The following is a 15,440-nucleotide window of genomic DNA, read 5'->3' on the forward strand; positions in this document are numbered from 1 at the left end:
TGTATCGCTTGGCGACCTACAGTCGAGTCTCCAACTGGTCATCGAGCACAAGAGCCCACCATGAGCATTCGAATCACCCAGCTGAGCGTTCGCGACATCCGCTTCCCCACATCCCTGTCGCTGGACGGGTCCGATGCGATGAACAGCGCGCCGGATTACTCCGCGTCCTACGTCGTGCTGCACACCGACGCCCCTGCCGGCCTTGAAGGCCACGGCCTGACGTTCACCATCGGCCGTGGCAACGAGATCTGTGTGGCGGCCGTGCAATCCCTGGCACCGATGGTGGTCGGCCTGACCCTGGAAGAGATCGTTGCCGACATGGGCGCCTTCTGGCACAACATCACCGTGGGCGACAGCCAACTGCGCTGGCTGGGCCCGGAAAAAGGTGTGATCCACCTGGCCACCGCGGCCATCGTCAACGCCGTCTGGGACCTGTGGGCCAAACACGAAGGCAAGCCCGTGTGGAAGCTGTTGGCCGACATGACACCGGAACAAGTGGTGCGCTGTCTGGACTTCAGCTACGTCACCGACGTGCTCACCCCCGAGGAAGCCATCGCCCTGCTGCGCCGACAGATGCCGGGCAAGGCCCAGCGTGAGGCGCAATTGCTGCGCGAAGGCTACCCCGGCTACACCACTGCCCCGGGCTGGCTCGGCTACAGTGAAGAAAAAATGCGCACACTGGCCCGCGAAGCGGTCGAGGATGGCTGGACCCACATCAAGCAGAAAGTCGGCGCCAACCTGGAAGACGACATCCGCCGCGCCACGATTTTGCGCGAAGAAATCGGCTGGGAACGTACCCTGATGATGGATGCAAACCAGGTCTGGGGCGTCGATGAATCGGTCGCCAATATGCGCCGCCTGGCGGTTTTCGAACCGCTGTGGATCGAAGAGCCGACCAGCCCCGACGACATCCTCGGCCATGCCAGCATCCGCCGGCGCATCGCACCGATCGGCGTCGCCACCGGTGAGCATTGCCACAACCGTGTGATGTTCAAGCAGATGTTCCAGGCCGGCGCACTGGACTTCTGCCAGTTAGACGCGGCTCGTTTGGGTGGTCTCAACGAGGTATTGATCGTGCTGCTGATGGCCGCCAAGTTCAACGTGCCGGTCTGCCCCCATGGCGGTGGTGTCGGTTTGTGCGAGTATGTGCAGCACATCGCCCTGTTCGACTACATCGCCGTCTCGGCCTCGCTGCACAACCGAGTACTCGAATACGTCGACCACCTGCACGAGCACTTCCTCGACCCGGTGGTGATCCGCCGCGGCCGTTACATCCCACCGCTGCGTCCGGGCTACAGCATCGAAATGACTGCTGAAACGCTAGAGCGTTACCAGTATCCCAACGGACAAGTGTGGATCGATATCGCCCGCACCTGATCGCCACGCCACGGCAACCGTCAAAGGAACGTTGATACCCGCTTGAAGCCGGTTCGTTGCGGTTGTTCCCAGCACTTAAGCCCTTCACTTTGAAGCGAACGCGGGCATTGACTGATTGCATCGACGCACCGCGCCACAATTAAAGATCTGCGAGTCGGGTGCCGATCGCGTCGAGAAACGTCCTCGTTTTTGTCGGAATATGGCGTCTGGAAGGAAGCAGTGCGTAGATAGGTGCGGATGACTGTGCCAGTCACGCAGGATATGTACCAGGCGGCCGATGGCAAGATCGGCCGCAACGTCGACCCTGGACTTGAGCATCACACCGTGGCCACCGATCGCCCAATCCCGCACGGCATCGCCGCTATTGGCCTGAAGCCGGGGGCGTGGCTGAAAATCGATGACTTCGTTTCGTGGACCTTCCAGGCGCCATGGCATGGAGAGATCGTCGTAGCGTAGACACCAATGACGATCAAGATCGCGGGCGCATTCAGGCTCCCCATGACGTTCGAGATACGCAGGTGCGGCAACGAGGATCCGGTGATTATCAGCGAGCTTGCGCATGATGGCGCTGCTATCTCGAGGCTGGCCAATGCGCACCGCGACATCGATCCGCTCATACGTCAGGTCGACAAGCCGGTCGTCGAGCCTAAGTTCGATATCAAGCTTCGGATGGCGTTCGACCAGTTCAGCCACCAACGGTACCAAGTGAATGCGCCCGAAGGAAACGGGTGAGCTGACCCGCAGCAGACCGAACGGCTCTTCACCGCCTACGGTCATTCGTGACTCCGCAGCATCCAACTCCTCGAGTATGCGATCGACATGAGCGATCAGGGCCAAACCCTCGTCGGTAGCGGACAAAGTGCGAGTGGTGCGATTGATCAGCCGCTGTCCGGCTCGCCGTTCCAGTGCCATGAGCCGCTTACTGACTACAGCGAGTCCCACGCCTAAATCACGCGCGGCCGCTGACAGGCTGCCACACACCAGGATCCGCTGGAAGGTACGGAGCTCGTTGAGATCGTCCAGCATATTATCAACCTCCGTTCGATAATCTATCTACTCACAGCCATATTCTCATACTCAAGGCAAGAGATAACACTGTCCGTACCCGATCAGAAAACCTCTGTTCGACTACGCCCAGCTTCTGGAGTCTTGCCATGACAGCTTCTTCACCCCTGTTCACATCGACCTTTGTGGCTGAACATAACGTACCTCACCGCGTGGTGATGGCGCCGATGACGCGCGCTCGTAGCACGCAACCGGGTGACGTGCCCAACGCGATGAACGCCCATTACTATGCGCAACGCGCTTCGGCTGCACTGATCGTTTCGGAGGCGACGCAGATCTCGCCGCAGGGTAAGGGATACTCTTTTACCCCGGGCATTCATAGCGAAGAGCAGATAGCAGGATGGCGACTCATCACGGATGCCGTGCATGCCGCTGGTGGGCGCATCTTCCTTCAGCTGTGGCATGTCGGTCGGATGTCTCATCCCGACTTCCACAAGGGGGAGTTGCCGGTCGCGCCTTCGGCCGTTTCATTCGAAGCACAAATCTGGAAGGTGAATCCTGCGACCGGTCAAGGCGAGATGGTGGATTGCCTGACGCCGCGCGCACTTGGCCGAGCGGAAATCCACAGCATCGTTAACGACTTCCGCGTCGGCGCGCGCAACGCTATAGCGGCGGGTTTTGACGGTGTCGAAATCCACGGAGCGAACGGCTACCTTGTGGATCAGTTCCTGCGCACTACCGCTAACACCCGCACCGACGAATACGGCGGCTCGCGCGAAAATCGCTTGCGGTTCCTCAAGGCAGTGGTCAGTGCCGTCGCGGACGAAGTGGGTGCCGAGCGCACTGCCATTCGGCTAGCACCGTTTCTGACCGCCCGCGGCATGGCCTGCCCCGACATTCTGCCGACGATCCTCGAAGCCACCTCGTTCCTGCAAACGCTGGGTGTTGCCTACCTGCACCTGGTCGAAGCCGATTGGGACGACGCACCGCCGTTCACCGAAGCGTTCCGGGCCGAGATTCGAGCACGCTTCCAACGGCCCATCATCGTTGCCGGCAAATACGATCTGGAACGCGCCAACTGGGTGATTGGCAAGGGCTATGCCGACCTGGTCGCGTTCGGCCGGCCGTTCGTGGCCAACCCGGACCTGCCGCGCCGGCTCGCCGAGAGCTTGCCGCTGGCCATGCTCGATAGCAACACGCTGTTCGGAGGCAGTGAGCGCGGCTATAGCGACTATCCCGGCTGGAGCGATACACGTCGGGCCGGCGCAGCCAGTGAACTGGAAGTTGTTTCCTGAGCAGCAACCTTTCGAAGTAGAAGCGAGGACACCATGTCGATGTCGACGAACTCAAAAATCTGGCCGAATCCTGAAACGAACTTACCGCAGCAACCGGAACGCCGGGCTTTTATCGACCTGCCGACGAGTTGCAGTTCGACCGTGCATCCGTCACTACCTGTCGGATGGAGAATCCTCATGTCGCTTTCGCCTGTTGCCCGCCTGCCCCGTGCAAGTTCTTGGCTGTTTACTTTACTGGTCACCGTCGCGGTGCCCCCCGTCTTCGCCGCGACCGATTTGCTCGTCCAGCCCCGCACCGTGATCGTCGACCATAGTCTTCCCCGGGCACAGGTCGAGGCGCAGATCCTGGCCGCACGCCGGTATGACACGTTCTGGACCACCGGCGACGAAGCACTCGCGCACGCCGCCCTGGCACCCGACTTCAAGGATTCCACGTTGCCGCCAGGTCGCCCTCAAGGCATCACCGGACCGCTCGCGGCATCGAAAATGATGCATGCGGCTATTCCCGATATCCAGTGCGAGGTCGAGCAGATGATGGTGGTCGGTGACCGAGTCATCGCTCATTTGCGTTTCTCCGGCCACTTTACCGGCCAGTTCAAGGGCGTCCAGGGCAAAGGGCAGCCGATCGACTTCATCGCAACCGATATCTACCGCGTCGTCGAAGGTCGCATCGCTGAGAACTGGCATCTCGAAGACAACCTGACCCTGCTGCAACAGCTCGGCTTGATTGCCAAGTAAGGAGATCGCACTGATGAAGTTTGATCATGAACCCATTGCTGACGGCCCGAGTACATCGGAGCAAGTCAGTCGCCGGACGTTTCTCAATCGAGCCGGGGCGGCAGCGGGCGTCCTTGCTGCGAGTGCGGTGCTCCCTACCGTCGCAGCCCAAGCCGCACAAGCCGCACCGTCCACGGCAAAGCTCGCGGCTACGCCACGCCATGGTCAGTTCTGGCCTGACGACATTCGGCTGGTCGTTTCCATTTCCATGCAGTTCGAGGCGGGTGGACAGCCGTCCAAAGGTACGGACAGTCCGTTCCCCAAGGTCGATTTTCCGCCAGACATTCCATCGGACCCGGCAGCCAACACCTGGTTTGCCTACGGCTATCGCGAGGGCATTCCGCGCATGCTCGATCTGTGGGATCGCCACCAGGTCAAGGTGACCTCGCACATGATCGGCGAGGCCGCTCGACGGCATCCCGAACTGGCAAGAGAGATCGTTGCGCGTGGCCATGAAGCGGCCGGACATGGTCCTCGCTGGAGTTCCCAATATGCGATGAGCCGCGAGGAAGAGAAGCAGTTCCTCGTCCAGGCAGCCGGCATGGTCGAAGAAGTCACGGGTCAGCGGCCGATCGGCTACAACTGCAATTGGCTGCGGCGTGGTCCGAACACGCTGTCGCTGCTACAAGAGTTGGGCTACGTCTACCACATCGACGATCTGAGCCGCGATGAGCCTTTCATCGAACAGGTCAACGGCAAGGACTTCGTCGTGGTGCGTTCATGCGCAAGGACGAAATTGCGCGCTACATCCTGAACAGCCCGCTGACCCTGCGCGAAGCCGAAACAGTGTAAAAATCTACTAAAGGTAAATGCAAAATGTTTAATTATCGCGGATCGACAGCGTTGGTCACAGGGGCGTCCAAAGGAATTGGCGAAGTCTTTGCAGAGCATCTTGCTGCTCGTGGCATGAACCTTGTGTTGGTTGCACGTTCGCTAAACGCATTGGATAGTTTGGCAAGCCGACTGACTGATAGATACGGAGTTCAATGCGTTGTACTCAATGCCGACCTCGCTGACCCAGATGCCACGAATTGGATTGCGACCGAACTTGAACATCGCGCAATTCAAGTGGACCTGCTAGTCAACAACGCAGGGTTAGGATTGAGCGGTAGTTTTCTGTCGCACGAACTGAAGCAGAAACAAGCCGAAATCCAGGTGAACGTTCAGGCGCTCGTCTCCCTCTCCTACTTGTTTGGCCGTGGGATGAAAGATCGCCGAAAGGGCGGCATCATCAATATCGCCTCAAACGCTAGTTTTCAGCCGCTCCCGGCGATGGCCACCTACGCCGCGACTAAGGCCTTCGTTCTCCATTTTAGCGAAGCGCTGAGCTACGAGCTGGCCGGCGACGGTGTTCGTGTGATGGCCGCGTGTCCTGGCCCGACAGCAACTAATTTTTTGCAGGAACCACAACCAATCTATCCGCTCTTCTCGACGGCATGCGAACTGGTCTGCTCCGGCATGGGTGTCGGGATCGTCGATCCGGTAGTCAGCCTGCCCTTCACTAATCACCATATCCTGTGGGGCTATGTGATTGCAGCTAGAGTCCGAACGCCAGTTTCAATTCACTCGGTTGCGCCCGCTGCGCTTGGCTTGATAGAGGGCATCATCGGCACGAGTCAGAAGGCTTTCCACATCGTCACCCGCTTTGGCGAGGGCGACACCAAAAGACGCAGTTACAGTGTCTAGCACCTCATCCGTGCCACGAACCTTGATCCGCAGCGCCTGAATTTTCAGGCGCAACTGTTCAGCAAAAGTATGAGCACTGGTGAGATCAAAACACTCTTGCAGGACTACACAGAACTCTTCACCACCATAGCGTGCCGCCAGGGCCTGAGGCGGGATTGAGTTCCGCAACACCTGACCAACATGCTCAAGTACGCGGTCGCCCAAAGGATGGCCAAACCGGTCATTGAACTGCTTGAAATGATCGATATCCAACATGACCAATGCCACCCCATGAGGAGCGTTGATCAATGCATGCTCCAGCAAGCGAGTGAAGGTAGCTCGGTTCAACACCTTAGTCAGACCATCCAAAGATGCAGCCAGTTGGGCTCGCTCGAGCTTGTCTCTCAGACTCTTAATTTCATTTTGCGCTGAGTGCAGCTGGGAGAGGAAAAGCTCTTGCTGATCCTGCATGACCTGGGTGCTCTGTTGCAGCTCGCTCAGAATAGCGGGCAACCTCTTGTCGACCGGCTCCGCGAGCATTTCCATGCAATGCCCAAGACTGGTTTGAAAGTTGACACTGCCATTCACGCTACGCGAGACATTACGCTCCATGTCGTCAACCAGATTGATCGCTTGTTGTTGCCCTGCGCGCGCCTCCTCCAATTCGTCACGAATGATGTAGTCGCGAAAAAGCTTCGTAGCGGATTCTGGAGGGAAACAATCGAAGTCTTTGACCACCCTGTCCAGATGGCGATTAAGCTCTGGCTCCTGACCTTTGCTGTAGGTGTACCAGAGAGCATAGTGAACGGGATTTGGTGGAATGTTGTGACGCACCATCAGCGGTACGGCCTGCTTCAGCAGAGCCGCCGCCTCGCGGGAGTCCTCTGGATACAACGTTAGGGCAGTCGCACGCGTCTCTGATTGGCTCATAACGTCACTGTGGTTGGTTTTTATTGGCATATATGAAGTCGGGGGTAGCATATCCTTACGTACATCAAGCAGCCATACATAAGGTGTCCCTACTACCTGTTGGACTAGCTATAGACCGAACTCTCGCGGTAAGCGGGCAGGTATCACACCTTGGCTTGCGAAATACGCACAGACGATCACGGCCCGGGCAGTCCCTGCACAACCGGTTCGATTAACCGCATCAGCCCTTTGGCCAACGGGATAACCAAACCGCTGACGTTAGTCGTCTTCGTATCATCATATGCACAGACGACGGGTCAGATCATTCAGAAGCCATCGGCCTGCTTTTCCTAAAGAGCGATTTTGCATGTGCGCTGCGTAGATCGTAAGTGTGTCTGGTGTGCGCTGAAGTTCGGCGGTTAACTCAAGCGGTAGGAGGCGTCCTGAAGCCAGATGATCCGCAATCAGATGCTCTGGCATTCGACACCAACCGAACCCGGCGAGCAAAAAATCCAGCCGCCGTGCCAAATCTACAAACCGCCACTGGTGACTGCCCGTCACCCCATAGCTAGGGCCGTCGGGAGAAACCGGATCGGAAAGTACCAGTTGCACATAAGGCTTGAGGTCTGCACTTGTTGCCCGACGGCCTAACATAGCCAGGGGATGCCCGCTGGCTACTACTGGCCTCAAGTCGACGCTGAGCAGCGACAGTGCAGTGACATCGTCGGGCACTGTCGGAATCAATGTGCAAAGCGCCAGTGCCGCATCGCCGTTGCGCAATCGGCGCTCTGCGCCGCCTAAGCCTTCTGTAGAAAAACTCACTGCCAGATGCGGAAAAGCCTCACGGATAGCGCGCAGGCTTTCGATGAGCGGTGCGCTAGGGACTAAAGGGTCTATGGCGAGAGCCAACTCCGGCTCAACCCCTGCTGCCGTACTTGCGGCCATTGCTTCAAACTGGGCAGCGCTTGCCAGCACTGCGTGCGCTTGAACCACTAGCACTCTACCTACCTCAGTGAGAGTTGGACGATGGCCGCTGCGATCAAACAGCCTCACACCTTGAACTGACTCAAGTGTGGCAATCGACTGGCTAATGGCAGATTGAGCACGCCGCAGGTGACGTCCCGTTGCCGAGAAACTGCCTGTATCAGCAATGGTTACAAGGATCCGCAACTGATCCAAGCTGAGATTTCCGATCATGACCCATCACTTAAACAGATGGACTCAATCATATTTACATCACTCCTGCGTAGAGATCGCATTGGGTAGAGTGTGTCGCACATCGCCTAAAGCGACAACGCAAAACATACAGGAGTTACTTTCATGTCCAGGCTTCTCACCATTGAAACCAGCCCACGTGGGGATGCTTCAATCTCCCGGCAGCTCACTCGCCGATTTGTGGCCGCGTGGGAAGCTGCACACCCTAGGGGCGCCATCAAAATACGGGATCTAACGGACACTCCGCTTACGTTTGTGACGGCCCCCTGGTTACAGGCTTACTTCACCCCAGAAACCCAACATTCGCCTGAAATGAAAGCCGTGTTGCAGCTATCCGATGAGCTTGCGGCCGAGTTGCTGGAAACCGATCACGTGGTTATTTCAACGCCGGTCTACAACTATAACGTCCCTGCGGCGCTCAAGGCGTGGGTGGATCACGTGGTACGTAAAGGCCTGACCTTGGGCTTTGATGGTAAAGGCCTGGTGACCCGTAAAAAGGCAACGGTGCTGCTCGCCTCGGGAGGTGTATACACCAACGACTCCCCGATCAGAGACCGTGACATTGCGACCCAATACTTGAAACTGATCCTGAACGTCCTAGGTATCACTGATGTCACCTTTATTGCGGCCGGCGGCGCTAAAGCTGTAGATCTCGGAGAAATCAGCATGCACGATTTTCTAGATACATTTGATCATCAAATTCAAAAGTCGCTGGTTTAGACAGCATTTTTCCTAACCCATACGATTCTGCTCTATCGACTTCGCGTGGTTAAACGGGCATCCACTTATGCGGCAGCAACTGATCGATTTCACTTGCTCGCTGTGTCGGCAGACTCGTGAGAACATCCTTCAAATAGGCATACGGATCATGCCCGTTGAGCCGTGCCGACTGGATCAGGCTCATCAGCGCAGCCGCACGCTTGCCGCTGCGCAACGAACCGGCGAAAAGCCAATTCTTGCGGCCTAGGGCCCATGGCCTTATTTGCTGTGCGGCATGGTTGTTGTCTATGGGGAGCGCGCCGTCATTGAGATAGCGCGACAATGCCGTCCAGCGTTTGAGGCTGTAATCTAGAGCCTTGGCAATGGCCACCCCATCGTGTACAAGCTCGCGCTGGGCGATCATCCAGGCATGCAGCGCATCCATCACCGGCACAGCTTTTTCCTGGCGTATTCGGCGGCGTAAATCCGGCTCCAGGTCGCTGACTTCACGTTCGATTTCGTATAACAGCTGGATGTAGCGCAAGGCCTGTTCGGCAAGCTGGCTATTGTTCGTGATGTGCAGCTCGAAGAACTTGCGTCGCGCATGAGCCATGCAGCCGATCTCGGTCACACCGAGTGCAAAACTGGCCTTGTAGCCGCCAAAATCATCGCAGACCAGTAGGCCCTTCCAGTCTTGCAGGAAGGCGCGGGCGTGTTCGCCCGAGCGACCGGGACTGAAGTCGTAAACAACAGCCTTTACGTTGGCAAACTGGCTGGTGGCATAGGCCCAGACGTAGGCGCGGTCGGTTTTCTTCGCGCCCGGCGTGAGCATCTGTACCTGCGTTTCGTCGGCGTATGAGGTGAAGAGCCAAATGCGTCCAGATCTGCGTATCCACGTTTCGGCCACTGAGGTCGCGTTCTGGGAGTCGCCCGATTTCTCCCTCACCTCCATGCCGTCGCCGGTGCCGGACGTCCAGCGGGCAACGGCCAATCAGTTCATTAGCGAATACCGCAGCAAGGTGCGCACGTTCGAGGAAGAGTATGAGGTGGCACCAGGAGTGGTCGTCAAGCTCACCGGCGGCCACACCCCAGGGCACAGCGTGGTCTACGTGACATCCGGCGGTGAGCGGTTGACCTTCGCAGGCGACGCCCTGTTCCCGGTCGCCTTCGAACACCCCGACTGGCATAACGGCTTTGAACATGACCCTGAGGAGTCGGTTCGCGTTCGTGTCCGCCTGTTGCAAGAGGCCGCGGCTAGCGGTGAGCTGTTCGTGGCTACTCACCTGCCGTTCCCCTCCGTTGGCCGGGTGGCAGTGGACGGTGACGCCTTTCGCTGGGTAGCGGGTTTCTGGGACTACTGATCGCTTGTTGGGTTTGCGCCTCCGTCCAATCTCCCCCTGTCTTTGGCTGTTGGCGACGAATGGGACGAGGAGTTGACGCGGTGAAACCTCATGAGCTTCGAGATACCAACCCTGAGCAACAATGATCGAGAGACCGCCAATGAAAGACTCCAATCAGGAGATAGATCTCCAGCGTCGTGCCATATTGACAAGTTCAGCAGTAGTGGCCGCAAGTTTGTTGGTACCGGTTTCCAGCTTTTCCGAGTTGACGCAGGCCGCTAATAAGCACCCTGCAACCCAACACAAACCAGATCACGAGGGGATGCACGCCATGAATTCCATTACGACCAAAGACGGCACCGAGATTTTCTACAAGGATTGGGGTCCGAAAGACGCGACGCCCATCGTGTTTCACCACGGCTGGCCATTGAGCGCGGACGACTGGGACAACCAGATGATGTTTTTCTTGCTCAAAGGCTATCGGGTGATCGCGCACGACCGCCGCGGTCACGGGCGGTCGACCCAAACTTGGGTGGGCAACGAAATGGACACCTATACCGCTGATGTCATCGAGCTGACCGATGCGCTCGACCTTAAAGGTGCGATCCATGTCGGCCATTCGACCGGTGGTGGTGAAGTAGCGCGCTACGCCGCTCGAGCCAAACCGGGACGCGTTGCCAAGGCCGTACTTATCAGCGCGGTTCCCCCAATCATGGTTAAGTCAGAGAAGAACCCCGGCGGTTTACCTCTGGAAGTGTTCGACGGGTTCCGTTCGGCACTGGTCGCCAGCCGCGCGCAGTTTTACGTGGACGTGCCGTCGGGGCCGTTCTACGGTTTCAATCGTCCCGGGACCAAGGTTTCACAAGGCGTAATCGACAACTGGTGGCGTCAAGGCATGATGGGCGGTGCAAAAGCTCATTATGACTGCATCAAAGCGTTTTCCGAGACCGACTTCACCGAAGACCTGAAGGCGATTCAGGTGCCAACACTGGTCATGCATGGAGAGGATGATCAGATTGTGCCGTATGCCGACTCTGCGCCGCTTTCGGCCCAACTATTGAAGCATTCCACTCTCAAGACGTACCCGGGCTTTCCTCACGGCATGCCGACTACCAACGCAGATCAGATCAACGCCGATTTGTTGGCGTTCATTCGCGGTTGAGCACTAACGTCGTGACGGCGATCTGATCGCCGTCGCGGCGTCGATAAGACCTCACCACTTCTCACATAACCACAAGGAAGGGTTGATTGAGCATCTCTTCGATTACCGCAAGTGCGTGATTTCTTTCGTCTACAGCGATGAGGCAATCGCAAAAGCCAAGGAAATTGCGCTGGCCCTTGTAGCCAGTATTGAGGGCGATGAAGGTGAGGCATATTGAGATTAGCCTGACGACTAAAGCCAATACTCCATACCCCCCATCGACAGACTACATTCACAGTTCGCTATGGGGTCGATTGCCGCCCTCAGCCACAGTCAACTCTCGGCCCAGAGTGTGTAAAAACGTCAGATTGGGTTTTCTATATCGACGCTAGGAGACCGTGCTCACGTTTCGCAAACTGATCAAGACCATAACGCTTCCAGGAACCGTTAAAACGGCTCAGCAGCCTCTTAAAGTCATTTGGACGGGGTAAAAAAGGCCGGTTTTTATGTCGTTAACGCTTTCATCAAGCCAGTGGTGCCGATGATTTTCATGACCCTTTTCAGGTTGTAAGCGAGCACATTCAGGCTCATCTCGGCACTCACTCCGTTAAGCTTTCGGGTCAGGAAGTGTGTCGCGCCCAACCATTGCTTGAGCGTCCCGAAGGGATGCTCAGCCGTCCGTTTTCGGATCCGCATCATCTCCGGCGCGTTGCTCAACCGGTTCTGCATTTCCTCAAGTATTGCTTCATGCTCCCAGCGTCGAACCCGCCGTTGCGTGCTCGGGGTGCACTTCGATTTCAGCGCGCAGCCCCGGCATTTCGAACTCCAGTAACGGTGCAACGTCAGGCCTTTTTCAACGTTGGTATAGCGCCAGATTAGCGCCTCTCCAGCCGGACAAACGTATTCATTTTTTGAAGCATCGTAGATGAAGGCATCATTGTTGAAACGCCCGTCTGCTTTGGCTCCAGAGGTCATCGGCTTGGGCACTAGGCGGTGATGCCTGCATCGTGACAAGCCAGGATTTCTTCGCTTTTGAAGTAACCTCGGTCAGCCACTATCGACAGCGTTTCAGACGCCATCGCCACGCGGGCCTGCTTGGCCATCGAGCTGAGTTGATCACGGTCGGAACCGACGTTGGTCACCTCATGCGCAACGATCAAATGGTGCTGAGTATCGACCGCTGTCTGCACGTTGTAGCCGACGATTCCCGTGCCGCGCGTCATCATGGAGCGGCTGTCTGGATCGGTCAGTGAGACCTGTTTGTCCGGCGATTCATTGAGCTGGATTTCGATCGCCTGAAGTTCTTTCATTTGAGTTTTGAGCTTGGCGATTTTCTCTTCCAGCCGCACGGCACTGGGCTCGGAAGCTGTTGGTTCTTGCCGATCGGCAGCATCGAGTGCCGTCAGGTAGCGGCTGATGCTCGATTCAATTTCTTCCATTCGCCGCTTCAGTTTGGCGCTGGTGAAATTGCGGTCGCGGTTGTTGACGGCTTTGAATTTGCTGCTGTCGAGGGCGACCAGATTCTCTCCGAATAATCCCAGCTGCTGGCACAGCACAACAAACTGGCGGCAGACGCCCCGAATGGCCTTGCTATTGTCTTTTCGAAAGTTGGCGATGGTCTTGAAGTCCGGCATCAAACGCCCGGTCAGCCACATCAGTTCGACGTTACGTTGGGCTTCTCGTTCCAGTCGCCGACTCGATTGAATGCGGTTGAGATAGCCGTAGATGTAGATCTTCAGCAGGATCGCGGGGTGGTAAGCAGGCCGGCCGGTGTCAGCTGGAATAGCGCCGTCAAAACCCAAGGAGATCAGGTCGAGTTCGTCAACGAAGACGTCGACTACACGCACTGGGTTGGTATCGCTGACGTAGTCGTCGAGGCTCTCGGAAGTAAGGCGCTTTGGCCTCGATGTTCACCTTGAATAAAGCGCTTCATGGGCGACCCCTGCGATGAAATCCTCAGAAATCATAGCAAGGGTTCGCGAAGGCGTTTTTACTCACTCTCGGCCAGAAGCTGCCATTCGCTGAAAGCAAGTTTCGACTGAATTTGCCTTTCATGCAGGCGGATGGAGACATCGACCAATCACACGGCTATATGAAGCCGCCGATTGCCATCCCCCACCAAAGATCCAAGTGCGCAGATGACCGCGCTGCTTGCGCTTCCTTGGCGAAGCCCTTCAACGTGTTGAGACGGTGGCGACATGGGTGAGGAAGAGCTTGATGCAGTCCCCAGCGCCGCTCATCAGCTGCTAGTAAGGCCAAGTTGTTGCTGCATTACGGAAGCCGCGTTGTAGCAATTAAAGGATATAACCTTTCCATGTTCCAGATGAAAAACGTCGCAGCACGGAACATCTATTGCCTTGCCCGTTGGAGCGACAGTCCCTGAGGCAAGCGTGAGGTCACCTTTATGCGTCCCCCGAATTGCGAGCTCGACGACTACGACATTCTCCGCGACATAGATGTTGAATAGCTCGCGGTGAACATCAGGAAATGCACTTGCGAAGGCGTCGATAGCATCGCCAATAGCCTGCCCATGCAATTTCAATCCGGTAGGAATGTCGCACATATATCCTTCTTCCGAGAAGAAGGAGACAAACTTCGCGATGTCTTTCCCGCTTCCCTCCCCGGCGGCGTACAGTTCTCTGACGATTTCTTTATTGTTAAGCATCATAAATCCTCCGCGTAGTTGATTACCGACTATTTGGCGCTTCGGCAAGGCTTTGTCGCCGTTCAAACGTATTCGCTGACTTTGTGAATAGTTTCGTGTGTTATCGATCTCGATGGGTCAGGGCCTGGAGCCCGCGTCCATCTCGGAGGCCCGCGCCAGTGCTTGCGTATCGATATACTCCCGGATGTTCGTCAGTTTTCCATTTCGCACAGTAATGGCGAAGACCCAATCGTCCTCCCACGTCCTATTCGTGGCTTTAATTCTCCCCCTGGCGAAGCCGACGACCAGAACCCGGTCTCCCTGCGCCACGTATTCGTGGAACTCCATGACTGATGTTTCCATCTTTTCGGAAGCCTTCTGAAGCAGATCTGCCAATCCCGCGTGCCCGCGATGCGTGCCAGCCAGCGGCCAGTCCTCGCCCGGAATGATCCATTCAATATCTTCGGAAGTCAGCGCCAGTAGATCTTGCCTATCGCTGCGGCCCATTGCTGTAAAGAAGTCCTTAACAACCTGGACATTCTTTTGTGTGTTCATCGAAATCTCTCCGTTTCTCTCGCATCTGATCGCGTCCGTTCTAATCAGATGCCTTGTTGACCTGCCGGTGAGGGGCGTGGTGTCGGTGAATCAGCCGATATCGACGTTCAAGGCGATGTCCCAAGTGCCGGCGCCGTTTTTCGCCAGGCCGATCATCATCAGGCCGAGCGCCTCGAGCGTCTGGGCCATGTGCAGGCCACCGACATCCAACGGACGCAGCCCGAGACTCTCGATGAACGTCGAGACGCGCGCCTTGGCCTCCGGATCGTCGGCGGCGATGAACGCGTCGAGGGGGCCGCCCTTGGCAAGGACGTGGCCGAAGAGGGTGTTGAATGCCTTCACTACATGCGCGCTGGCGGGGGCGATCTTGGCGATCTCCTGCGCACCAGAACTTCCGGCGGGAGAGACGAGGCCCGTGAGGTCCGGAGAGGCCGTGTTGGTGATGTCGATGATCACCTTGCCGTCGAGCGCGTCCCCGTACTCGGCCACCACCGACGCCGCACCGGTGTACGGCACGGCGAGGATGACGATGTCGCCGGCCGGAGTGGCCCCGTACGTCCCTGTGGTCGCTCCGGCTGCGAGCTTGTCGGCCAGCGCCTGCGCCTTGGCGGGGTCGCGGCTGACCACCTCAACGGTGTATCCAGCTTTGACGGTACGACCGGCGATCGCCGCGGCCATGCCTCCTGAGCCGATGATGCTGATAGTGCTCATGTGCAGTCTCCTCGTGAATTAGAGTATTGCTCGTTGTCTCAACGGGCATCCCACGATTGATATCGCGTGTGTGCCGAGCCTCGTGCGTCATTCCTCATGCCATCCCC

Annotated in this window: 13 protein-coding genes and 4 pseudogenes; 9 read left to right on the forward strand and 8 right to left on the reverse strand. The window is 57.3% G+C overall.

Features of this window, described 5'->3' with window-relative positions; translation table 11 throughout:
- Positions 1-60 precede the first annotated feature (60 nt).
- Entirely contained in the window at positions 61-1,377 is a 1,317-nt protein-coding gene (locus ACYZTW_RS18365) for an L-fuconate dehydratase (protein ID WP_462001212.1), read from the forward strand.
- Positions 1,378-1,461: 84 nt separating this feature from the next.
- Here the strand turns inward: ACYZTW_RS18365 and ACYZTW_RS18370 are convergent, their stop codons facing one another.
- Positions 1,462-2,403: a LysR substrate-binding domain-containing protein gene (locus ACYZTW_RS18370; protein ID WP_462001213.1), complete on the reverse strand. Its 942-nt coding sequence runs from the start codon at positions 2,401-2,403 to the stop codon at positions 1,462-1,464.
- A 128-nt stretch (positions 2,404-2,531) separates the two neighbouring features.
- On the opposite strand from ACYZTW_RS18370, the gene ACYZTW_RS18375 reads away from it, so the two are divergent.
- The 4 genes and pseudogenes from ACYZTW_RS18375 to ACYZTW_RS18390 all read left to right on the forward strand — a co-directional run.
- On the forward strand, positions 2,532-3,677 hold the full coding sequence (locus ACYZTW_RS18375; RefSeq protein ID WP_462001214.1) for an alkene reductase: 1,146 nt from the start codon (positions 2,532-2,534) through the stop codon (positions 3,675-3,677).
- Positions 3,678-3,854: 177 nt separating this feature from the next.
- On the forward strand, positions 3,855-4,415 hold the full coding sequence (locus tag ACYZTW_RS18380; RefSeq protein ID WP_462005787.1) for an ester cyclase: 561 nt from the start codon (positions 3,855-3,857) through the stop codon (positions 4,413-4,415).
- 13 nt (positions 4,416-4,428) lie between these two features.
- Positions 4,429-5,208, forward strand: a complete 780-nt coding sequence (locus tag ACYZTW_RS18385; protein ID WP_462001215.1) for a polysaccharide deacetylase family protein — start codon at positions 4,429-4,431, stop codon at positions 5,206-5,208.
- A gap of 62 nt (positions 5,209-5,270) precedes the next feature.
- Positions 5,271-5,846, forward strand: a pseudogene (locus ACYZTW_RS18390) (SDR family NAD(P)-dependent oxidoreductase); the annotation flags it as partial.
- 165 nt (positions 5,847-6,011) lie between these two features.
- Here the strand turns inward: ACYZTW_RS18390 and ACYZTW_RS18395 are convergent.
- Entirely contained in the window at positions 6,012-7,049 is a 1,038-nt protein-coding gene (locus tag ACYZTW_RS18395; protein ID WP_462001216.1) for a GGDEF domain-containing protein, read from the reverse strand.
- A 276-nt stretch (positions 7,050-7,325) separates the two neighbouring features.
- Positions 7,326-8,225 carry a LysR family transcriptional regulator gene (locus ACYZTW_RS18400; protein WP_462001217.1) on the reverse strand — a complete coding sequence of 300 codons (900 nt, stop codon included), beginning with the start codon at positions 8,223-8,225 and terminating at the stop codon, positions 7,326-7,328.
- Positions 8,226-8,348: 123 nt separating this feature from the next.
- Between ACYZTW_RS18400 and ACYZTW_RS18405 the strand changes: the two genes are divergently transcribed.
- Complete coding sequence (locus ACYZTW_RS18405; RefSeq protein WP_462001218.1) at positions 8,349-8,963, forward strand: FMN-dependent NADH-azoreductase; 615 nt, start codon at positions 8,349-8,351, stop codon at positions 8,961-8,963.
- A 49-nt stretch (positions 8,964-9,012) separates the two neighbouring features.
- Here ACYZTW_RS18405 and tnpC read toward each other — a convergent pair.
- Positions 9,013-9,798: pseudogene (tnpC, locus tag ACYZTW_RS18410) on the reverse strand (IS66 family transposase); the annotation flags it as partial.
- Position 9,799: 1 nt separating this feature from the next.
- On the opposite strand from tnpC, the pseudogene ACYZTW_RS18415 reads away from it, so the two are divergent.
- The 3 genes and pseudogenes from ACYZTW_RS18415 to ACYZTW_RS18425 all read left to right on the forward strand — a co-directional run.
- Positions 9,800-10,303, forward strand: a pseudogene (locus ACYZTW_RS18415) (MBL fold metallo-hydrolase); the annotation flags it as partial.
- A 310-nt stretch (positions 10,304-10,613) separates the two neighbouring features.
- Positions 10,614-11,444, forward strand: a complete 831-nt coding sequence (locus tag ACYZTW_RS18420; protein ID WP_462005788.1) for an alpha/beta fold hydrolase — start codon at positions 10,614-10,616, stop codon at positions 11,442-11,444.
- A gap of 82 nt (positions 11,445-11,526) precedes the next feature.
- The gene (locus ACYZTW_RS18425) at positions 11,527-11,661 is read left to right on the forward strand and encodes a hypothetical protein (protein WP_462001219.1); all 135 of its coding nucleotides are present in this window, start codon (positions 11,527-11,529) and stop codon (positions 11,659-11,661) included.
- 266 nt (positions 11,662-11,927) lie between these two features.
- On the opposite strand, the pseudogene ACYZTW_RS18430 reads toward ACYZTW_RS18425, so the two are convergent.
- The 4 genes and pseudogenes from ACYZTW_RS18430 to ACYZTW_RS18445 form a co-directional block, all read right to left on the reverse strand.
- Positions 11,928-13,356: pseudogene (locus ACYZTW_RS18430) on the reverse strand (IS1182 family transposase).
- Between the two features lie 306 nt (positions 13,357-13,662).
- Positions 13,663-14,091 carry an ester cyclase gene (locus tag ACYZTW_RS18435; RefSeq protein ID WP_462001220.1) on the reverse strand — a complete coding sequence of 143 codons (429 nt, stop codon included), beginning with the start codon at positions 14,089-14,091 and terminating at the stop codon, positions 13,663-13,665.
- A gap of 114 nt (positions 14,092-14,205) precedes the next feature.
- Positions 14,206-14,622 carry a nuclear transport factor 2 family protein gene (locus ACYZTW_RS18440; RefSeq protein WP_462001221.1) on the reverse strand — a complete coding sequence of 139 codons (417 nt, stop codon included), beginning with the start codon at positions 14,620-14,622 and terminating at the stop codon, positions 14,206-14,208.
- Between the two features lie 90 nt (positions 14,623-14,712).
- Positions 14,713-15,333 (reverse strand): NADPH-dependent F420 reductase, encoded by a 621-nt coding sequence (locus ACYZTW_RS18445; protein WP_462001222.1) that lies wholly within the window; start codon positions 15,331-15,333, stop codon positions 14,713-14,715.
- Between the last annotated feature and the right edge of the window lie 107 nt (positions 15,334-15,440).

Source organism: Pseudomonas sp. LB3P25, from assembly GCF_054897985.1.